General features: G+C 40.5%; 19 protein-coding genes. 16 read left to right on the top strand and 3 right to left on the bottom strand.

Annotated features, from left to right (window positions below; translation table 11 throughout):
- Positions 1 to 29: 29 nt before the first annotated feature.
- Both BLR37_RS04740 and BLR37_RS04735 read left to right on the top strand, forming a co-directional pair.
- Positions 30 to 1,055 carry a hypothetical protein gene (locus BLR37_RS04740; RefSeq protein WP_244154596.1) on the top strand — a complete coding sequence of 342 codons (1,026 nt, stop codon included), beginning with the start codon at positions 30 to 32 and terminating at the stop codon, positions 1,053 to 1,055.
- Complete coding sequence (locus BLR37_RS04735; protein WP_143009532.1) at positions 1,021 to 3,477, top strand: hypothetical protein; 2,457 nt, start codon at positions 1,021 to 1,023, stop codon at positions 3,475 to 3,477. The genes BLR37_RS04740 and BLR37_RS04735 overlap by 35 nt, the downstream gene beginning before the upstream one ends.
- A 218-nt stretch (positions 3,478 to 3,695) precedes the next feature.
- On the opposite strand, the gene BLR37_RS04730 is transcribed toward BLR37_RS04735, so the two are convergent.
- On the bottom strand, positions 3,696 to 4,742 hold the full coding sequence (locus BLR37_RS04730; RefSeq protein WP_090765281.1) for a 3-oxoacyl-ACP synthase III family protein: 1,047 nt from the start codon (positions 4,740 to 4,742) through the stop codon (positions 3,696 to 3,698).
- 128 nt (positions 4,743 to 4,870) lie between these two features.
- On the opposite strand from BLR37_RS04730, the gene BLR37_RS04725 reads away from it, so the two are divergent.
- On the top strand, positions 4,871 to 5,152 hold the full coding sequence (locus BLR37_RS04725) for an ATP-dependent Clp protease adaptor ClpS (RefSeq protein ID WP_039480490.1): 282 nt from the start codon (positions 4,871 to 4,873) through the stop codon (positions 5,150 to 5,152).
- 63 nt (positions 5,153 to 5,215) lie between these two features.
- Here BLR37_RS04725 and BLR37_RS04720 read toward each other — a convergent pair whose 3' ends face one another.
- Together BLR37_RS04720 and rsmA are read right to left on the bottom strand one after the other, a co-directional pair.
- On the bottom strand, positions 5,216 to 5,818 hold the full coding sequence (locus BLR37_RS04720; protein WP_090765278.1) for a thioredoxin family protein: 603 nt from the start codon (positions 5,816 to 5,818) through the stop codon (positions 5,216 to 5,218).
- A 346-nt stretch (positions 5,819 to 6,164) separates the two neighbouring features.
- Positions 6,165 to 6,950, bottom strand: coding sequence for a 16S rRNA (adenine(1518)-N(6)/adenine(1519)-N(6))-dimethyltransferase RsmA (gene rsmA, locus BLR37_RS04715; RefSeq protein WP_090765275.1), 786 nt, complete (start codon positions 6,948 to 6,950; stop codon positions 6,165 to 6,167).
- A gap of 192 nt (positions 6,951 to 7,142) precedes the next feature.
- Between rsmA and pdxA the strand changes: the two genes are divergently transcribed.
- The 13 genes from pdxA (at position 7,143) to BLR37_RS04650 (ending at position 19,785) form a co-directional block, all read left to right on the top strand.
- On the top strand, positions 7,143 to 8,222 hold the full coding sequence (gene pdxA, locus BLR37_RS04710; RefSeq protein WP_090765273.1) for a 4-hydroxythreonine-4-phosphate dehydrogenase PdxA: 1,080 nt from the start codon (positions 7,143 to 7,145) through the stop codon (positions 8,220 to 8,222).
- A 91-nt stretch (positions 8,223 to 8,313) separates the two neighbouring features.
- Positions 8,314 to 9,492, top strand: coding sequence for an MFS transporter (locus BLR37_RS04705; RefSeq protein ID WP_090765269.1), 1,179 nt, complete (start codon positions 8,314 to 8,316; stop codon positions 9,490 to 9,492).
- A gap of 4 nt (positions 9,493 to 9,496) precedes the next feature.
- Entirely contained in the window at positions 9,497 to 10,339 is an 843-nt protein-coding gene (locus BLR37_RS04700) for a sulfurtransferase (RefSeq protein ID WP_090765266.1), read from the top strand.
- Positions 10,340 to 10,517: 178 nt separating this feature from the next.
- Positions 10,518 to 11,003 (top strand): YceD family protein, encoded by a 486-nt coding sequence (locus tag BLR37_RS04695; RefSeq protein ID WP_244154595.1) that lies wholly within the window; start codon positions 10,518 to 10,520, stop codon positions 11,001 to 11,003.
- A gap of 15 nt (positions 11,004 to 11,018) precedes the next feature.
- Positions 11,019 to 11,210 (top strand): 50S ribosomal protein L32, encoded by a 192-nt coding sequence (gene rpmF / locus BLR37_RS04690; protein ID WP_039480510.1) that lies wholly within the window; start codon positions 11,019 to 11,021, stop codon positions 11,208 to 11,210.
- Between the two features lie 101 nt (positions 11,211 to 11,311).
- Positions 11,312 to 12,250 (top strand): phosphate acyltransferase PlsX, encoded by a 939-nt coding sequence (gene plsX, locus BLR37_RS04685; RefSeq protein ID WP_090765262.1) that lies wholly within the window; start codon positions 11,312 to 11,314, stop codon positions 12,248 to 12,250.
- Positions 12,251 to 12,268: 18 nt separating this feature from the next.
- Positions 12,269 to 13,267 carry a beta-ketoacyl-ACP synthase III gene (locus tag BLR37_RS04680; protein WP_090765259.1) on the top strand — a complete coding sequence of 333 codons (999 nt, stop codon included), beginning with the start codon at positions 12,269 to 12,271 and terminating at the stop codon, positions 13,265 to 13,267.
- A gap of 141 nt (positions 13,268 to 13,408) precedes the next feature.
- The gene (gene accB, locus BLR37_RS04675; protein WP_039480520.1) at positions 13,409 to 13,885 is read left to right on the top strand and encodes an acetyl-CoA carboxylase biotin carboxyl carrier protein; all 477 of its coding nucleotides are present in this window, start codon (positions 13,409 to 13,411) and stop codon (positions 13,883 to 13,885) included.
- A gap of 44 nt (positions 13,886 to 13,929) precedes the next feature.
- A complete protein-coding gene (accC, locus tag BLR37_RS04670; RefSeq protein ID WP_039480523.1) occupies positions 13,930 to 15,273 on the top strand; it encodes an acetyl-CoA carboxylase biotin carboxylase subunit in 1,344 nt (447 codons plus the stop codon).
- Between the two features lie 169 nt (positions 15,274 to 15,442).
- Entirely contained in the window at positions 15,443 to 16,639 is a 1,197-nt protein-coding gene (locus tag BLR37_RS04665) for an LVIVD repeat-containing protein (RefSeq protein ID WP_090765254.1), read from the top strand.
- A 118-nt stretch (positions 16,640 to 16,757) separates the two neighbouring features.
- Positions 16,758 to 17,639, top strand: a complete 882-nt coding sequence (tatC, locus tag BLR37_RS04660; RefSeq protein ID WP_090765251.1) for a twin-arginine translocase subunit TatC — start codon at positions 16,758 to 16,760, stop codon at positions 17,637 to 17,639.
- A gap of 46 nt (positions 17,640 to 17,685) precedes the next feature.
- Positions 17,686 to 18,123 carry a ribose 5-phosphate isomerase B gene (gene rpiB / locus BLR37_RS04655; RefSeq protein ID WP_090765248.1) on the top strand — a complete coding sequence of 146 codons (438 nt, stop codon included), beginning with the start codon at positions 17,686 to 17,688 and terminating at the stop codon, positions 18,121 to 18,123.
- A 27-nt stretch (positions 18,124 to 18,150) separates the two neighbouring features.
- Positions 18,151 to 19,785 carry a M28 family peptidase gene (locus tag BLR37_RS04650; protein ID WP_090765245.1) on the top strand — a complete coding sequence of 545 codons (1,635 nt, stop codon included), beginning with the start codon at positions 18,151 to 18,153 and terminating at the stop codon, positions 19,783 to 19,785.
- Positions 19,786 to 19,805: the final 20 nt, after the last annotated feature.

Below are 19,805 nucleotides of genomic sequence, written 5' to 3'. Positions count from 1 at the left end.
TTATATTACTTTTGATCGATAAAATTGATATGCGCAAGATAAGTATTTTAGTGATTTTTGCCTTTTTCTTATTGGGCTGTAAACAAAAACCGGTTATTCATCCTACCTTTTATTACTGGAAAACCGATTACCGCAATAAACCGGCAGAAACCGCTTACCTGAATCAGTTTAAATCAAAATCGCTGTATGTGCGCATCATGGACGTAGATTTTAACCCCGATGTGCAACAAGCTGCCCCGGTTTCGCCCATTAAATTTTCCGATCCGGTACCCGACGGAATAGCTATTATTCCGGTAGTATTCATTGTAAACAATGTATTTAACAAAATCGATTCGCAACAAACGGGCATTTTAGCCAGTCGCATAGCTAAATTTGTTGATGATAAGGTTAAACAAGCCGGGAAGCAAAATTATACCGAACTGCAAATCGATTGCGACTGGACTAAAACAACCCGTGCGTCTTATTTTAAATTTCTAAAAGAGTTAAAGGCCAACCCACTTTTAAAGCATAAAGCGGTATCGGTTACCTTGCGCCTTCACCAGGTAAAAAATGTCGTATCAAGCGGAATTCCTCCGGTGGAAAAAGCGATGCTGATGTGCTACAATATGGGTAATCTGCGTAAATATGGCGAACAGAACTCGATTTTAGATCAGCATGAAATGAATCTTTACCTGAAAGATTTCCTCGCGCAATATCCTCTTCAACTTGACGTAGCTTTACCCATTTTTGAGTGGGCTGTAGTGTTCAGAAATCAGGAATATGCAGGTATTTCCAAACACATCAGTAAAACAGTTTTACAAAACCCTAAACTTTTTAGGCAGCGCGGAAATACTATTTTATTCGACTTGTTGGTCGATTATCCCACAGCTGGCTTAAAAAAAGGTGATGTAGTGCGCTGGGAGGAAATTTCGGCATCAAATTTATCCACTACTGCTAAATTTTTATCCCGATATTTAAAGCCTGAAGAACGAAACCTTGTTTTCTACCATTTAGACACCGACCTGTTAAAACATTTTACCCATGATGACTTTCAAAAAATTATCGCTTATCTCTAGTGTATTTCTCCTTACTTTTTTCGGCGAAATTGCCGTAAACATTGCCTGTGGGGGTGAAATTGACCCCTACGATTATTACATTTCCTATTTCCACAACAACATTGAGGGAGATGAGTATGCACCTTTTGCTTTCAATGAAATGGTTTATTTAAACAGTGAGGAGGATGTAGAAAGCGAGCCCGATATCAATAGCGGCGAATGGGCCAAATACCTCAACATTAAAAAAGAAGATGTACTGAAAGTAATGTACAAAGCCGACAGTGCAACCAGCGTCAAACTGGCTAATTTCGACGGAAACCTATCGCAATTGCCCGATAGTCTGCAACAAAATTCTTTTATCCAGGCCTTGAGCAAACGTAAAGCTCCACTAAAATATTATCTGTTTGCCAAAAGCTGCGAACCACTAGCTAACGTAGAGTTCAGTCTGTGGGATGCTGCGCCTCGTGATACCGCAGCCATGGCCGCAAAAGCAAATGAAGGCTTAAAACTGACCGCCGATGAAAAAGATGACTTCCTGAAATTGAGATATGCTTACCAATCGGCCCGGATGTTCCATTTTGGTGGCTACCATGCCGAGAGTAAATCAACCTACGAGAAATACATTAAACCAAGCAAGCTAAACAGCGCGGTTAAAGGCTGGGGGCTGGCATTATACGCTGGTTCTACAAGGCGCTTAGGTAATCCTGAAGAATCTGCGTTTTTATTCTCCAAAGTTTTCGCCAGCAACCCCGAGCGAAGAGTGCAAGCCTATAAAAACTATTATTACAACAGCACTCCTGTAAATGGCGCCTTAAAATATGCCAAAACTGACAATGAAAAAGCCAATATCTGGGCTATAAATGGCTTCGGCAATGCTGATTCAGGTATTGAAAGCATACAAAAAGTTTATCAGTACGAGCCAAAAAGCCAGTTGAACGGAACGTTACTGGTACGCGAGGTAAATAAACTGGAACAAGATCTGATTGAAGCTAATGATATCGCCAAAATAGCTTATAATTATTATTTCTCGGATAATGGTGGCTCTAAATATAAAGACAGTTTAAAAGCTGTAAACCTTAAACACCTGAACAAAATCAGAAATTTTGCGGTTAAATTGGCTACAGAAAAAAAATATCCACAACCCGAACTGGGCACTTTAACAGCAGCCTATTTATCGTGGATGGAAAACAAAGATTTTATGGCCGCTAATTACCTGGCCATTTTAAAACCTGATAAATTACCAGAAAGGTTGCGCGATCAATACCGCATTACTGATCTCTTGATTAAAGCTAAAAACATCAAAAAAGGTAGTCCTTTTAACGAAAATGACCTGCTACCCACTTTAAAATGGCTGGATGAAAAGCGTTTTGCAGAAAATAAAACCCAACCCAACGGACAGTATTACGATTATGGTAGCGGAGCCGAAAAACGCTTTAGCAGAACCACACGAAATTTTTACCAGCAAATACTGGCACCTGCCTATTTAAGTTTAGGCGATACTGCCAAAGCAGCCCTGGCAATGGTTAAAGGCGATATTGGATATAAAACATTAAAAGAAAATTCGCTGTTCCAAAACATGAGTTACCAGACGATTGCTTTCTGGCAAAAAAACCTGAGCCCGAAAAGTATGCAGGGCTTAGCTGTTTATAAAACCAAAGCAGCGGGTAATGATGTTACCGCTTTATTGGCCTCGGCGCTTAACCAGCTTAAAAACGACGATTTTTATGAGCTTTATGGCACCACTTATCTACGTACCCATCAGTATGACAAGGCTGTTCAAATGTTTGCAAAGGTTTCGGCAGATTATAAATACTTTGCGCCTGAAAACTGGTATGGAGATGAATCGAATTCAAAACTTTATGCCAATCCATTTATCGAAACCATTAACGACTATCCTAAGCAATATGTAGCGGCTAAAACATCGGTTACCAAAAAGGCCTTTGCGGCAGAGATGCTCCGTTTACAGAAATTGCTGGTGAGCGATAAAAAGAATGCGGCAACCTATTATTATAAAATGGCCAATGCGGTTTACCAAACAGGCTATTATGGCAACAGCTGGTTTTTAATCAGCTACGATTGGTCTTCATATGACAATAGTGCACCAGCCAAATTTGTTTACGATGTCGATTACAAAAAAGCACAAACAGCCAAAGCCTGGTATTTAAAAGCAAGGTCGTTAAGTACCAATCCTGATTTTAAAGCGAAATGTACTTTCATGCTGGCCAAATGCCTGCAAAAACAAATTATTATGAATGCACATCCGCTATCTTTCTCGTACTATGATAAAACGGATGTAAAATGGAAGAATTTTATCAAAGCCAACTACAACAACCCTTATTTCATTGAGTTGAGATTGAATTACAACAAAACACCTTATTACCAGGTGGCTGCAGGTGATTGCAGTTATTTACGGGATTTTATTGCAGCTAAAAGCAGAAAATAATCAATGGCTTAAGATGTCATCCTGAGCCTGTCGAAGGAATTTGGGGAAAGATAATCGAAGGGACGTCATTGCGAGGAGGTACCACAGCCGGCCCCGACTCCTCGGGGAAGCAATCTTTCATGCCGGTAATTCTTGCTATAAAGATTGCTTCGTCGGCTGAAAAAGCCTTCTCGCAATGACGAATCTCTCAGATGGAAACATCTGACCTCACATATACCTTACCACCTGATTAAAGCACTGGCCCAGGTAAAACCCGATCCGAATGCAGCGAGACAAACCAGATCGCCATCCTTAATTTTACCCGCTTCCCAGGCTTCGCATAAGGCAATGGGTACAGAAGCGGCTGTAGTGTTTCCATATTTTTGAATGTTATTAAACACCTGATCATCATTTAAACCTAACAACTGCTGTACATACTGGCTGATACGCAAATTGGCCTGATGGGGTACCAACATATCGATATCTTTTTCCGTTAAATTATTAGCCGCTAAAGCTTCTTTTATCACTTCAGGAAATTTAACAACGGCTTTTTTAAAAACAGCAGGGCCATCCATATACGGTAAAGCGGCGCCACTTTCTAAAATTTCAGGAGTCATAAATAAACCACCCAGTTCTTGCTCCGGATAGGCTGGTTTATCTTTTAACCATTTGTTGGCATGAGACCCGGGATAATACATGGCCAGAATTTCGGCATCGGCACCATCACTATGTAAATGCGTACTTAAAATACCTTTTCCCTGCTCATCTGTTGGCTGCAAAACCACTGCACCTGCACCATCGCCAAAAATTACGGAAACATTGCGGCTCCGGGTTTCGAAATCCATGGCAAAGGAATGTTTTTCACTCCCAACCACCAGTACATTTTTATACATGCCGGTTTTTACAAACTGATCGGCAACAGAAAGTGCATACACAAAACCCGAACATTGGTTGCGGATATCTAAGGCACCGATTTCGCCCATACCCATTTCGCGCTGCAGTAAAACCCCACAACCGGGAAAATAATAATCGGGACTAAGCGTGGCAAAAACAATAAAATCGACATCTTTTGCCGTAATACCAGCACGTTCGATGGCAATTTTAGCGGCTTCGATCCCCATTGTAGTAGTGGTTTCTTCGTTGCGGTCGGCAAAACGGCGCTCTTTAATACCCGTACGTTCCTGAATCCATTCATCACTGGTTTCCATAAAACGGCTTAGATCGGTGTTGGTATATACATTTTTCGGAACATAGTAGCCAATTCCGGCAATTTTAGATTGATGCATGCTCGTATGTATTATAATTTGGTTAAACAAAGTTAATCATTTATTGTCTAAGCTATTATTATTACCGAAGGAACAAAATCTTGCTACTATATACCCAAATACTTGATACTAATGTTTATTTTTGCGCCATGTCTACAGAAACCAAAGAAGAGACCTTTACACTCGAAGAAATTTTAACTTCCCTTAAAACTGTACATCGCCTTATTTTGTGGAATGACGATGTGAATACTTTCGATCATGTGATTTTTTGCATGATGAAATATTTAGACTACAGCGAATCGCAGGCCGAAAAAATTGCCTGGAAAGTGCACAATGAGGGTAAATGCCCCGTACTGGAAGGTTCTTTTACCGAAATGGAAGTTTACCGCAAAATCTTACAACAAGAAGGTTTAACCGTTTCTGTTGATTAGTTCCCAAGCTTGACTCCCGTTGTAATGAAGAGACCCTGAAACGAGTTCAGGGTGACGGGCTGGTTATTCCAACCCGGTCAATAATTCCGCTAATTCTCCTTGTGTAGTTTGCGTTTTATCTTTTGCGTACCAGCTGTGCAGTTTTTCGGCAGTAGCCATCGGATCGGTATTTTCCTGTTTCCAGCCTTTTAATAAAGCTTGTAAAACCTGAGGTCGTGGTGCCCAGCTTTTTATTACTTTTTCTCCTTTTTCATCCAGCACCAATAAAACAGGTATCGCCCTACCACCGTTCGTTAAATGTGCATCGATTAGCGGCAGGTTTTTATCGCGCAGTACAAACTTAAGTTCAAATTTATCTGGAGCAGCTTCGGCTATTTTGTTAAAAACCGGAACAATCTGTGCAGCATCGCCACACCAGCCTTCGCTAATTACCCATAATTTATAGCTTCCTTTTAAATTGGTGATAGCAGTGGTTAGTGCTTCATTTAAAGCTGCCGTTTTATCTACACGGTTCATACGCTGCACATTCATTTTAGTGTAGTGTAGCATTGCTTCAGAATTATCCGGACCGGTAGTTTGCCCTTCAGCCAAAAGCTTGTCAATCAATTGACGGTAAGTGGTATAATCCATTCCCTGCTCGTCAAAAATTTCGCGATAATTAACCATGATGTTTATAATTATGAGGCAAAGGAAAGGAGAAATTAGTTGAGAATAATCATGATTTTGCAAGAAAGCGCAAGCGGGTGATTACACCGATTTTGGAATGACACATATTTTAGCTTTTCTCTCTCTCACTGTCATTCTGAACGCAGTGAAGAATCTCTTAATTGCGGAAAAAACAGAACGAGGAGAACATAACCTTAGTATATTGTAGTACCTGAAGTTAAATAAACCCGGTTGAAGTGTTAAGCCCGGAGCGCAGCGAGGACTTTAAACGAAAAACGGGGCTACCGGAACCGAAATGCACCAGAGCCTGCTTTTCAAAAAATAAGCCCGACAAAATTGTTGCCGATTAAACCGCCATCAACTTAGTTACGTGTTGCGTTAAAGCCACGAAATCGGCAACGGTTAACTGCTCGGCACGCTTTTCAAAGTAAATATGGTCGTCCATTTTATCTTTAGGCATTACTGCAGAAACCGCATTGCGCAAAGTTTTACGGCGCTGGTTGAAGCCTGCTTTAACCACCCGCCAGAATAATTTTTCATCACAATCCAAAGTTTCGACCGCATTACGGGTTAATCGGATTACTGCAGAGTGCACCTTTGGCGGTGGATTAAATGTACCCGGCTTAACGGTAAACAGGTATTCGATTTTATAATAAGCCTGCAGAAAAACGCTCAGAATACCGTACTCTTTACTGCCCGCCGGAGCTGCACAGCGCTGTGCCACCTCTTTTTGGAACATGCCCACCATTTCGACAACTTTATGGCGGTTATCTAAAATTTTGAATAAAATCTGTGAAGAAATATTGTAGGGAAAGTTACCAATAATGGCAAACTGATTTGGAAAAATGGCATCAAAATCGAGTTTCAAAAAATCGCCGTTAATTAAACGATCGCCCAATTGCGGGTACTTCTCATTCAGAAAGTGAAAGGACTCGGTATCGATATCGATCAGATAAGTTTGTAAATCCTGGCGTTGCAACAAAAAATCAGACAGGATTCCCATCCCGGGGCCTACCTCTAAAACCTGGTTGTATTTATCGGTACTTACCAACGCTTCTACAATGCGGTTGGCAATACCTTTATCGGTTAAAAAATGTTGCCCTAAATGTTTTTTTGCTTTTACTAAACTCATCTTTACGCTTTATTTTGCCATGGAGGCACGAAACCCACAGAAACTTTGTAAAGAAAGGAAAAACCATAATCCCCTTTCCGTGCAAACCGTGTTTCCGTGGCGACTCTATTTTGTACAAAATAACTAATTTTTATCGGGTAAGCACCTCTTTAATCGAAAATCAGTAATTTGCGCTAAAATTTTCCAGTAATTATGAGCAATAAACTTAAAATTGGTATTAGTATAGGCGATGTAAACGGCATAGGTTTAGAGGTAATTATTAAAACATTATCCAACCCTGCAATTTTAAATTATTGTACTCCAATTGTTTATGGCCACACCAAGGTTTCGTCTTTTCACAGAAAGGCAAACAGCCTGGGCGATTTCAGCTTTAACGTGATTAACCATGCCAACCAGGCACAGGCAAAAAGGGCAAACATGATCAATTGCTGGGAAGAAGATGTAAAAATAGAACTGGGCCAGGTTACCGCCACAGGTGGTAAGTATGCACTTTTATCGTTAGAGCGTGCTACAGCCGATCTGGTAAACGGCGAGATTGATGCCCTGGTTACTGCTCCAATTAATAAACATAATATTCAATCAGAAACTTTTGCTTTTCCGGGCCATACCGAATACCTGCAGGAAAAAAGCGGCAGTAAAGATGTACTGATGTTTTTGATTAGCGAAGGTTTGCGCGTAGGTGTAGTTACCGGTCACATTCCGGTAAAAGACGTGCCGGCGGCAATTACCAAAGAAAAAATTACCAGCAAATTAAAGCTGATTAATGATAGTTTAAAGAAAGATTTCTGGATCGAAAAACCTAAAATCGCCGTTTTGGGCCTTAACCCGCATGCCAGCGATAATGGCTTATTGGGCACAGAAGAAGCCGAAATTATAAGTCCGGCCATTCAGGAGGCCTACGATAAAGGCATGATGGTTTTCGGACCATACCCAGCCGATGGTTTCTTTGGCAATGGCAGCTACAAACAATTTGATGCTGTACTGGCCATGTACCACGACCAGGGGCTGATTCCTTTTAAAACACTCGCTTTCCATAATGGCGTAAACTATACTGCTGGTTTAAACTTTGTGCGTACCTCTCCCGATCATGGAACAGGTTACGACATTGCAGGTAAAGACCTGGCCGATCCAACTTCTTTTACCGAAGCTTTGTTTTCTGCTATCCACATTGTAAAAAAACGCAGGGAGCAGGAAGAGATGCTGGGCAACCAACTGCGTACGGGCGGTAAAGTGGTAGAAACACAGTTCGATATTAAGGATGATGCTTCTTAAGGGAAAGCTGGAAGACTAAAGCTGAAAGCTTAAAGACCAAAGCTTAGTTACACTTATGTATGTGGAGCGCTAAAACGAAAAAGTTTTATCAATGAAAGCCACTAAACCTACTGGCATACTGCCCATTATTGTGATTTCGCAATTCTTGTGCACTTCTTTGTGGTTTGCGGGCAATGCGGTATTGTCTGATATTGTTAAAAATTTCCCGTTAGCACAAAATCTACTGGCCAACTTAACCAGCATGGTGCAATTTGGTTTTATTACCGGGACACTGGTGTTTGCTTTCTTCGCCATTTCCGATATTTTCTCGCCATCGAAAGTTTTCTTTGTTTGTGGTATTGCTGCAGCACTATTTAACCTGGCTATTTGCCTGCAGCTAGCCGATGTAAGGTTATTGCTTTTATTCAGGTTCTTAACGGGCTTTATGCTGGCTGGCATTTACCCTGTGGGGATGAAAATAGCATCCGATTATTTTAAAGATGGTTTAGGCAAATCGCTGGGCTTTCTGGTAGGCGCTTTGGTATTAGGCACAGCCTTTCCGCACCTGTTAAAAACATTTACGGCAAATTTCCCCTGGAAATATGTGATTTATGCCACCTCAATTTTATCGGTAATTGGTGCCTGCGCCATCTTTTTCCTTGTTCCCGATGGGCCATTTAGAAAGCCAGGGCAAAAATTTGACTTCTGTTCCAGTTTAAGCGGGTTTAAAAATGCAGGTTTCCGGTCGGCTGCTTTTGGTTACTTTGGCCACATGTGGGAACTATACACCTTTTGGGCATTTTTACCGGCAATGCTTTTACATTACAATAGCGTGCACCCTACTGCACAGTTAAATATTCCTTTGTTTTCGTTTTTGGTAATCGGGTCAGGTGGCGTATCCTGTATGGCAGGTGGGTTGTTATCTCAAAAATTCGGTGCTAAACGCATTGCGATGATCGCCCTGGCCATTTCTGGTTTATGCTGTTTGCTTTCCCCAATCTTCCTTTTCTCCCACTCTGTTTATGCACTATTGATCTTTTTATTTATCTGGGGATTATCAGGCACGGCAGATTCGCCCCTATTCTCTTCATTAATAGCCAAAAACGCGCCCGAAGCACTAAGGGGAACCTCGCTTACCCTGGTGAACTGCATTGGCTTTGCCATTACTATTGTGAGTATCCAGGTGATTAATATGTTATCAAAAGAGATGAATTCGCATTATCTTTATATGGTTTTAGCCATCGGACCAATTTTGGGACTTTTGGCCTTATTTAAAAAACAACACAGCTAAAAACATGAGTAATAAACTATCCCCTATCATAAAACCAGAAGATTTAATTGCTTTAAATCAAACCAATGAAATCGTGCTTATCGATGCCAGTGCGGGCTCAAAGGCGCGCTATGACGAACAACACCTTGCGGGTGCACTTTTTGCCGATGTAAACGCTGATTTGGCTAATATCGGCGATTTCGCTCAGGGTGGCCGTCATCCTTTACCTACTTTCGAACAATTTGCCGGGGTTCTGGCCAAATTTGGTATTGATCAGGATAGTCATGTGGTGGTTTACGACGATAAAAACGGAGGCAATGCTGCAGCCAGGTTATGGTGGATGCTCAAAGCCATTGGCCATGAAAAAGTACAGGTAATTGATGGTGGATTTCAGGCGGCTGTTGATGCGGGTTTCCCAACCAACAATACAGTTGAAACGCCTAAATCTGCTAAACCTTACACAATTGCTGAATGGAAGCTGCCCCTCTCTGATATAAACGAGGTAGAAGAGGTAGCACAAAACAACGATTATATGGTAATTGATGTGCGCGATGCCAACCGTTACGGTGGTTTAACCGAACCAATTGATTTAATTGCCGGCCACATCCCAGCTGCTACCAATATTCCCTTTACCGAAAATTTAGATGAAAAGGGCTTCTTTTTATCTCCGGAAGAGTTAAAAGACAAATACAGTAAAGCGCTGGCTGGCATTGAAACCGAACACACCATTGTACATTGCGGATCAGGAATTACTGCCTGCCATACGCTGCTAGCAATGGATTATGCTGGTTTACCAATCCCGAAGCTTTACGTGGGTTCATGGAGCGAATGGAGCAGAAACAATAAGGAAATGGTGCTGGCTGGCTAATCTTATACAGACCTTACAGGTTTTAAAAACCTGTAAGGTCTAAAAATCAAGAGTTAAGATCAACAATTTTCAAAAAACATTTTTAATCTAATTATTTTATCCCTACATTTGCAGGCTAAAATTTTACAGTACTTTGAAGCCACTAAAACAATTTTCATTACCGTTTACCGGGTTAAAATTGGGAACTCATCAATTTGATTATGAGCTTGGTGACAGCTTTTTTAACGCTTTTGAGTATTCGTTGATTAAAAGCGGAGATTTAAAGGTTGACCTGGAACTTGAGAAACAAGAGACCATGTTAATTCTGAAATTCAAAGTTATTGGTACAGTAAAATTAGATTGCGATAAATGTTTATCAGAATTTGCTTATCCGGTAAACCTCTATGAAAGGCAGATTGTAAAATTTGCTGAGGATGAACTGGAGAGCGATGATGAAGAAATTATTACGCTAAGCCGTAAGGACTCTGAAGTTGATCTATCGGGGCCTTTGTACGAAATGATAAACGTAGCGGTACCTTATATCAAAAATTGCGGGCAGGCAAACCAGGATTGCGACCAGAATATGGTTGAGCGCCTGGAGCAACTATCGGTTGCGAAGCAAGCAGAAGAAAGTGAACAAACAAGCGACCCACGTTGGGAAGCCCTTAATAAGTTAAAAAAATAATTAGATTATACACCAATGGCACATCCAAAACGGAAAATCTCGAAACAGAGAAAAAATAAAAGAAGAACACACTATAAAGCTGTTGCGCCTTCTTTAGCAACTTGCTCGGCAACAGGTGCTATCCACGTACCTCACCGTGCTTACAACGTTGATGGTAACTTATACTACAACGGCAAACTGGTTATCGAAAATACTCAGATTGGGTAATTTTCTTAAAAAATTGTTTGTGTTTTCAGCGGCTTTAGTCATACCTTAGTCAACTGAAAAATTCAGGATTACACCTGACTTAACACAAACAGATTTTTTCTATGAAAATAGGCCTCGACATAATGGGCGGAGACTATGCTCCCAAAGCAATTGTTTTGGGAGCAATAGCTGCTCATCAATCGCTTAACGCCGGAGAGCACCTTGTTCTTATTGGCGATACCGAACAGATTAAACCCATTCTAGCAGAAGAAGGCTTTAATCCAGATCATTTTGAATACGTTCATACTGATGAAGTAATTGGTATGGGCGAACATCCTACCAAAGCAATTGTTCAGAAACCAAACTCGAGCATCGCAGTTGGTTTTAATCTTCTAAAAGAAGGTAAAATCGATTCGTTTGCCAGTGCAGGTAACTCTGGAGCAATGTTGGTTGGCGCTGTATTTAGCGTTAAAACCATTCCGGGCATTATTCGCCCTTGTTTATGTACAATCCTTCCTAAAATTAAAGGCGGCACTGGCTTGCTTTTAGATGTTGGCGCTAATGCCGACTGCAAACCCGATATTTTATTACAATTTGGCGTACTGGGCAGTTTATATGCAGAAAATCTTTTGCAGATAACCGATCCTAAGGTAGCGCTAATGAACATTGGTGAAGAAGACGAAAAAGGAAACATGCTAAGTATGGCTACTTTTCCGTTGATGAAAGATACCAACCTGTTTAACTTTGCAGGCAATGTTGAAGGCAGGGATTTATTTAATGACAAGGCTGATGTAATTGTTTGTGATGGATTTACCGGGAATGTAATGCTTAAACTGGCTGAATCATTTTACGTATTAACCATCAAGAAAGGATTAAAAGATGAGTTTTTTGATCGTTTTAATTATGAGCAATATGGTGGAAGCCCGGTATTAGGTGTTAACGCTCCCGTAGTTATCGGACATGGTATTTCCAGCCCGTTAGCCGTTAAAAATATGGTACTCCAATCCAGGGAAATGATTACTACCGGATTGGTAGAAAAAATTAGAATGGCATTTAAATAATTTATTAAAATTCTTAAAATGAGTAAAATTCACGCTGCTATTACAGCAGTAAATGGTTACGTTCCCGACTATGTGCTTACAAACGCAGAGTTAGAAACCATTGTTGACACTTCGGATGAATGGATTACCAGCAGAACGGGAATTAAAGAACGTAGAATTTTAAAAGGAGAAGGTTTAGGTACTTCAGATATGGCTGTTCATGCTGTAAATGGTTTACTTAAAAAGAGAGGAATTGATGCAAAGGAAATTGAACTGATTATCTTTTGCACCACTACTCCCGATTTTACTTTCCCTGCAACTGCAAACGTTTTAGCTGATAAAATTGGTGCAACCAATGCATGGGGTTACGATTTACAGGCCGCTTGTTCTGGCTTTATTTTCGGCCTTTCAACAGGTGCATCTTTTATCGAGTCGGGCAGACATAAAAAAGTATTGGTAGTTGGTGGCGATAAAATGTCGTCGATTATTAATTACGAAGACCGTACTACCTGCATTATTTTTGGCGATGGCTGCGGCTGTGCCTTATTAGAGCCTAATGAAGAAGGTTTAGGTATTCAGGATTCTATCTTGAGAACCGATGGAGCCGGAAGAGATTTCTTAGGTATGAAAGCCGGAGGTTCTGTTAAACCGGCAACGCACGAAACCATTGATGCCAGAGAGCACTTTGCGCACCAGGAAGGCCCAACAGTATTTAAATTTGCCGTAACCAATATGGCTGATGTTGCAGCCGAAATTATGGAACGCAATAACTTAACTGCTGATGATGTAGCCTGGCTGGTACCTCACCAGGCCAACAAACGTATTATCGATGCAACTGCAAACCGCATGGGCGTTACTACCGATAAGGTAATGATTAACATTGAGCGTTATGGTAATACAACCAACGGTACCATTCCATTGTGTTTATGGGAATGGGAAAGCAAGCTTAAAAAAGGCGATAACATTGTGTTAGCAGCATTTGGTGGTGGCTTTACCTGGGGCTCTGTGTACCTGAAATGGGCATACGATACCGTATAGTTTAGAGTTGGCAGTTTGGAGTGAAATTGGCCATTAGCCAGCAACAAAAAGACTATCAACCACAATTAAAATTTAAAACAAAAAAAGTATAACTTAGTTAATTCATTTATACACTTTTTTTCACATAACAAGGATTAAAAAATGGATATCAAACAAATACAGGAACTGATTAAATTTGTTTCTCGTTCTGGAGTAAACGAAGTTGCTATTGAGCAAGAGGACTTCAAAATCACGATCAAAACAAACCAAGCACCTACAGTTGTGCATGCTACCATCCCGCAAGCTCCGCTTGTTCAGGCTGCTGCACCAGTTGCTACAGCTCCTACTGCTCCGGTTGCAGCAACTCCTGCTGTTCCTGCTGCAGAAGACACTTCGAAATACATCACCATTAAATCTCCAATGATTGGTACTTTCTACCGTTCAGCTAGTCCGGAAAAACCAATGTTTGTAAATGTTGGCGATGAAATCGGTGCAGGTAAAGTAGTTTGTATTATTGAGGCAATGAAACTTTTCAACGAGATTGAAAGCGAAGTTTCAGGCCGTATCGTTAAAATCCTGGTTGATAATGCATCACCTGTTGAGTACGACCAACCATTATTTTTGGTAGAACCTATTTAGTTATTGATTACACAGATTAATTAGTAATCAGAAAAGGTAAAATTATGTTTAAAAAAATACTTATTGCCAACAGGGGAGAAATCGCTTTGCGTATTATCCGTACCTGTAAGGAAATGGGCATCAAAACGGTTGCTGTTTATTCTACCGCCGATCGCGAAAGTTTACACGTACGTTTTGCTGATGAGGCCGTTTGTATTGGTCCCCCGCCTAGTAAAGATTCTTATTTAAATATCCCCAATATTATTTCGGCGGCAGAGTTAACCAATGCCGACGCCATTCACCCAGGTTATGGGTTCTTGTCAGAAAATGCTAAGTTTTCTAACATCTGCCGCGAGTATAACATCAAGTTTATTGGTGCTACGCCAGAGCAGATTAACGATATGGGCGATAAAGCTTCGGCAAAAGCAACCATGAAAAATGCCGGTGTTCCAACCATTCCAGGATCGGAAGGTTTACTTACCAGCGTGAAAGAAGGTATTACTATTGCCAACGAAATGGGCTATCCGGTTATCCTTAAAGCTACTGCCGGTGGCGGTGGCCGTGGTATGCGTGTAGTTTGGAAAGATGAAGATTTTGAAAATGCCTGGGATAGTGCACGTCAGGAATCTGGTGCAGCATTCGGTAATGATGGTTTATACCTGGAAAAATATATCGAAGATCCACGTCACATTGAAATCCAGGTTATTGGCGATCAGTTTGGCAAAGCCTGTCACTTATCAGAACGCGATTGCTCAATTCAACGCCGTCACCAAAAACTGGTAGAAGAATCACCTTCGCCATTTATGACCGAAGAACTGCGTTTAAGAATGGGTGAAGCTGCGATTAAAGGCGCTATGGCTGTAAATTACGAAGGCGCAGGTACTATTGAGTTCCTGGTTGATAAACACCGTAATTTCTATTTCATGGAAATGAATACCCGTATCCAGGTAGAGCACCCGGTTACAGAAGAGGTAATCAACTTCGATTTAATTAAAGAACAGATTAAAGTTGCAGCCGGTATTCCGATTTCAGGTAAGAACTATACCCCTGAAATGCACGCTATCGAGTGCCGTATTAACGCCGAAGATCCAGCGAACAATTTCCGCCCGTCACCAGGAAAAATTACGAATTTCCATTCGCCAGGTGGCCACGGTGTACGTGTAGATACGCACGTTTATGCTGGATATTCAATTCCTGCCAACTACGATTCGATGATTGCCAAATTAATTTGCGTGGCTCAAACCCGCGAAGAAGCAATTTGTACCATGGAACGTGCTTTAAGCGAATTTGTAATTGAAGGTATTAAAACTACAATTCCTTTTCACTTACAATTGATGAAAGATCCTAACTTCAGAGCAGGTAATTTCACCACAAAATTCATGGAAACCTTTGAATTTTCAGAAGGATAAAAACGATTATAACGTTAAAACATATCAAGGCTGTTCAAAATATTTGAACAGCCTTTTTTATTGCCCTCAAATTTTTATTCAGCCCGGATAAATAGCTGATCATTAATATTTAACTTCAACTGTAGCATTTAGTTAGCTCGTTACGTTTATATACAAAAACACTCCGGTAATGAAAAAAAATCTAATTAACGTCATCCTTTTCGTACTTGCTTTTGCTGTATTTACTTCCTGCAAAAAAGACGAGTATGAAACCATCCAAATTGTAAAAATGATTTCCGTTAAGGAAATGAGGGCCTTGCCTACGGGAATAACCAAAGCCACTCCCGCCAAAAGGACTGGCAAAATCTACATTTACAACGATTACCTTTTTATCAACGAACCTAATGAAGGTATCCACATCTACAACAATGCTAATCCGAATGCGCCGGTAAATGTGGCTTTTCTGAAAATTCCGGGAAACGTAGATTTAGCGATCCACAACAATATCCTCTACGCCGATAATTTTATTGATTTACTTGCTTTTGATCTGTCGGACATGAACAATATCAAGCAGGTTAAAAGGTTAACAGATGTTTTCAATCAACTGTATAGTCCAGGTTCTGAAAAGTATCTTTACACTTATAAAGACACAATAGTAAAAAAACGGACCAGTAAGGATAAAATATATTATGATGCTTACAGTAATTCTTCATCGCAGGGTGGTTCGGGGCAAGGAGGCTCAATGGCCAGATTTACCTTAATGAACGACTATTTGTACACGGTGGGATTAAATAACCTGAGTTTATTTGATGTTAAAACAGCATCGAATCCAACCTTTTTAAAGGCTATTACTTTAGCTTGGGGTGTTGAAACTATCTTCCCGTACGAAAATAAATTATTTATCGGTACCAATAGAGGCATGCACATTTTTAGCGCCACCGATCCTGCCAATCCGGTTCAACTTTCTACTTACAGCCACATTTTTGCTTGTGACCCAGTTGTTGTGCAAGGAAAATACGCTTATGTTACCTTACGTACGGGCAACACTTGCAGGCAAGCGAGCAATCAATTGGAAGTTGTAGATATAGAAGATCCAGCCAAACCGAAACAGCTTGCAGTTTATCCGATGCAAAACCCGCATGGTTTAAGCACCAGTGGAGATAATTTGTTTTTATGCGAAGGCAACTTCGGAATAAAGAGTTTTAACATTGCCAATAAAACTAAAATAGGCGACAACCTGTTGCAGCATTTAAAGAATATCAAAAGTTTTGATGTTATCGCCGGCCCCAAATCTTTGATCGTAACAGGAGAAGATGGAGTATATCAATTCAATTACACCAATGCAGCCAATTTAAAGCAATTGAGCATAATTAAGGCGCAGCTTTAAATTATTGCAACGGCTGAGTTCGATTTTTTCAGTCATTTCTCAGAATAATATAAACTATTTCTATATTTAACACGTAAATACCATTCTATTCAAATAGAATGGTATTTTTGTTTTCAACATGAGCGACAATAAAAAAACAGCCCTTACAAAAGCAATCGGGCAAAAGAGTACAACCTTAGAGGCAGAAATGTCTTTTTTCGATCATCTCGACGTACTCCGTAAACATTTAATCAGAGCAGTAATTGCAGTTGCCGTATTTACGGGTATCGCGTTTTATTTCAATGAAGAAATTTTAGATAAAATTATTTTCGGACCTAAAAAGCCCGATTTCTGGACCTACCGCATGATGTGCAAACTGGTAGAGCACTTTCCTTCGCTCGGCAAGGATATGTGTATCACCAAAATTAACGGCGAAATCATCAATACCGAAATGGCAGGTCAGTTTAACCTGCAGTTAAACGTGTGTGTTATGTGCGGTATTGTGGTGGGCTTCCCTTATCTGTTATGGGAAATCTGGCGCTTTGTTAAACCTGCCCTGCACGAGAATGAGCGCAAATCTGCAAGCGGTTTTGTATTCTTTGCATCTGTATTGTTTGTTATCGGTATCCTTTTCGGCTATTTTGTTGTTTGTCCTTTATCAGTTAACTTTTTAACAGGCTATACCGTTAGTACAGAAATTAAAAACACTTTCACTGTCGATTCTTACCTTTCATCAGTTGCGACACTTACTTTAGGTACAGGTATTATTTTTGAGCTTCCGGTAATCATTTTCATTTTATCAAAGCTGGGATTAATGACCCCGAAACTGATGCGGGCAAGCAGAAGGTACGCTGCTGTAATTATTTTAATTATCGCAGCTATTGTAACGCCTACACCAGATATCATGACGATGCTGATTGTGGCTACTCCGCTATTCTTACTGTACGAGCTAAGCATTTTTGTTTCAGCTTACATTGAAAGAAAGAAGAAAAAGACAGAAGCGGCATTCTACGCTAACTAACAAAAACATTACGAACAGAATTCATAATTCTCTATACATTTGAACAATGTCTGATACAAAAATTAAAATTGCTATTGGCGCGGATCATGCCGGATTCGAATACAAAGAAATATTAAAAGATTTTTTACAAGCCTACGAGGTAAAGGATTTTGGTCCTTATAGTGCAGATTCAGTTGATTATCCTGATTTTGCGCATCCTGTTGCTAACGCTGTTGAAAGTGGAGAATTTACTTACGGTATTTTACTTTGCGGCTCGGCCAATGGTGTGGCCATTACTGCCAACAAACATCAGGGCATTAGAGCAGGCTTATGTTGGGAGAACGAAGTAGCCTCTTTGGTACGTCAGCACAATAACGCAAATGTATTGTGTATTCCGGCACGTTTTGTTTCAGCAGATGAAGCAAAAAAAATTACCGAAACTTTTTTAACTACAGCATTTGAAGGCGGTCGCCACCAAAACCGGGTCGAAAAAATTTCGTGCTAAACAGAAACTCAACTAACTATTATCATAATGAACAAAAAGTTTTTAACCCTTGGTTTGGCTACGCTTGTTACGGCAAGTTGTTTTGGTCAGATTAAACCACTACCGGCCAATAAAGACGCTATCAAGTTTAGCAAGGCCATTAATCCTGATAATGCCTACAAGCACCTTTCTGTTTTGGCATCTGATGAATACGAAGGTCGTGAAACAGGAACCAAAGGGGCCTGGATGGCCGCCGATTATATTCGCGATTATTTTAAATCTATCGGCTTAAAAGGTCCGGTTGATGGTAGCTATTTCCAGAAAATTAACCTGGTAAATGTTACTTTAAAAGAAAGCCATGTAACCGTTAACGGTCAGCCGAAAGAATACCAGAAAGATTATATCGTGTCGCCAAGCTTAATCAGCGATAACGGTTTTACTTTTTCTACCGATCAGATTGTATTTGTCGGTTACGGTGTTAAAAAAGACAACTATAACGACTTTAACGGAACCGACATTAAAGGAAAAGTGGTAATGATGTTCAGTGCCGGTGATCCAACTATAAAGCCAGGCACCAGAATTGACAGGGCAGCTTACCGTGCCATGCTCGAAACACGTGCGAAATATTTTGCTGAGAACAACGTAAAGGCCATCATTCTGATTGATCCTATGGTAGACAGGATTACAGAGAATACCAAGCAGGCCCAAAACAAAGGCAGGGTAATGGTAAAAACCAATGCAGCGATCGAAGCCCAAAAACAAAATGATATCCCGCGCATTTCGATTTCTACAGCAGTTGCAAACGATTTATTAAAAGGAGCAAATACAACTGCCGCCGATTTACAGAAAAAAATAGTAGAAAGCCAGGCACCTGCTTCACAGGTATTAAACGTTCCTTTTTCTGCAAGTGCAGCCAAAAACGAAGCATCAGTTAGGTGCGAAAACGTTTTGGGTTACTTAGAAGGTTCTGATCCGGTACTTAAAAAAGAAGTTTTGATCCTTACTGGTCACTACGATCATATTGGTATTACTCCCGATGCTCCAGGTTCGGATAAAATAAACAATGGCGCAGATGATGACGGATCTGGAACTACCGGTGTTTTATTGATGGCAAAAGCATTTACCGATGCTAAAAAGGCAGGTAAAGGTCCTAAACGCAGTATTTTATTTATGACTGTTGTTGGTGAAGAAAAAGGGCTTTGGGGTTCTGAATGGTACTCTGAGCATCCTGTTTTCCCTGTTGCCAATACTATTGCCGATTTAAACACCGATATGATTGGCCGTACAGGTGAAGAATACCTGGGTAAGCCAGATTCGGCAAACTACATTTACTCTGTAGGCTCGAAAATGTTAAGCAGTGATCTGGCTAACATCAGTGAGCAGGTAAATGCCACTTATACCAAAATGAAACTGGATTATAAATACGATGATCCAAAAGATCCTGAGCAGATTTATTACCGCTCAGACCACTATAACTTTGCTAAATTAGGTATTCCGATTATTTTCTATTACGATGGAATGTTACAACAGGATTACCACAAACCTGGCGATGAAGTAAGCAAAATCAACTTCCCGCTCCTGGCAAAAAGGGCAAAATTAACCTATTTCACTGCATGGGAGCTTGCCAACAGAGCTAAACGCCCGGTAGTAGACATGGACGGAAAAGGAAATCCGAAGAAATAATATTCAAAATACTCAGCCTC

The organism is Pedobacter soli (assembly GCF_900101435.1).
GTDB classification, from domain to species: Bacteria; Bacteroidota; Bacteroidia; order Sphingobacteriales; family Sphingobacteriaceae; genus Pedobacter; species Pedobacter soli.
Note: the sequence above shows the minus strand (reverse complement) of the source record. Positions and strands in the feature narration are given on the sequence as shown.

Coding starts and splice junctions, on each gene's coding strand:
- BLR37_RS04705 (WP_090765269.1), top strand. CDS start 8,314: ATGAAAGCCACTAAACCTACTGGCATACTGCCCATTATTGTGATTTCG.
- accB (WP_039480520.1), top strand. CDS start 13,409: ATGGATATCAAACAAATACAGGAACTGATTAAATTTGTTTCTCGTTCT.
- rpiB (WP_090765248.1), top strand. CDS start 17,686: ATGTCTGATACAAAAATTAAAATTGCTATTGGCGCGGATCATGCCGGA.
- plsX (WP_090765262.1), top strand. CDS start 11,312: ATGAAAATAGGCCTCGACATAATGGGCGGAGACTATGCTCCCAAAGCA.
- BLR37_RS04740 (WP_244154596.1), top strand. CDS start 30: ATGCGCAAGATAAGTATTTTAGTGATTTTTGCCTTTTTCTTATTGGGC.
- BLR37_RS04725 (WP_039480490.1), top strand. CDS start 4,871: ATGTCTACAGAAACCAAAGAAGAGACCTTTACACTCGAAGAAATTTTA.
- BLR37_RS04650 (WP_090765245.1), top strand. CDS start 18,151: ATGAACAAAAAGTTTTTAACCCTTGGTTTGGCTACGCTTGTTACGGCA.
- rpmF (WP_039480510.1), top strand. CDS start 11,019: ATGGCACATCCAAAACGGAAAATCTCGAAACAGAGAAAAAATAAAAGA.
- BLR37_RS04700 (WP_090765266.1), top strand. CDS start 9,497: ATGAGTAATAAACTATCCCCTATCATAAAACCAGAAGATTTAATTGCT.
- BLR37_RS04735 (WP_143009532.1), top strand. CDS start 1,021: ATGATGACTTTCAAAAAATTATCGCTTATCTCTAGTGTATTTCTCCTT.
- tatC (WP_090765251.1), top strand. CDS start 16,758: ATGAGCGACAATAAAAAAACAGCCCTTACAAAAGCAATCGGGCAAAAG.
- BLR37_RS04730 (WP_090765281.1), bottom strand. CDS start 4,742: ATGCATCAATCTAAAATTGCCGGAATTGGCTACTATGTTCCGAAAAAT.
- BLR37_RS04720 (WP_090765278.1), bottom strand. CDS start 5,818: ATGGTTAATTATCGCGAAATTTTTGACGAGCAGGGAATGGATTATACC.
- pdxA (WP_090765273.1), top strand. CDS start 7,143: ATGAGCAATAAACTTAAAATTGGTATTAGTATAGGCGATGTAAACGGC.
- accC (WP_039480523.1), top strand. CDS start 13,930: ATGTTTAAAAAAATACTTATTGCCAACAGGGGAGAAATCGCTTTGCGT.
- rsmA (WP_090765275.1), bottom strand. CDS start 6,950: ATGAGTTTAGTAAAAGCAAAAAAACATTTAGGGCAACATTTTTTAACC.
- BLR37_RS04665 (WP_090765254.1), top strand. CDS start 15,443: ATGAAAAAAAATCTAATTAACGTCATCCTTTTCGTACTTGCTTTTGCT.
- BLR37_RS04680 (WP_090765259.1), top strand. CDS start 12,269: ATGAGTAAAATTCACGCTGCTATTACAGCAGTAAATGGTTACGTTCCC.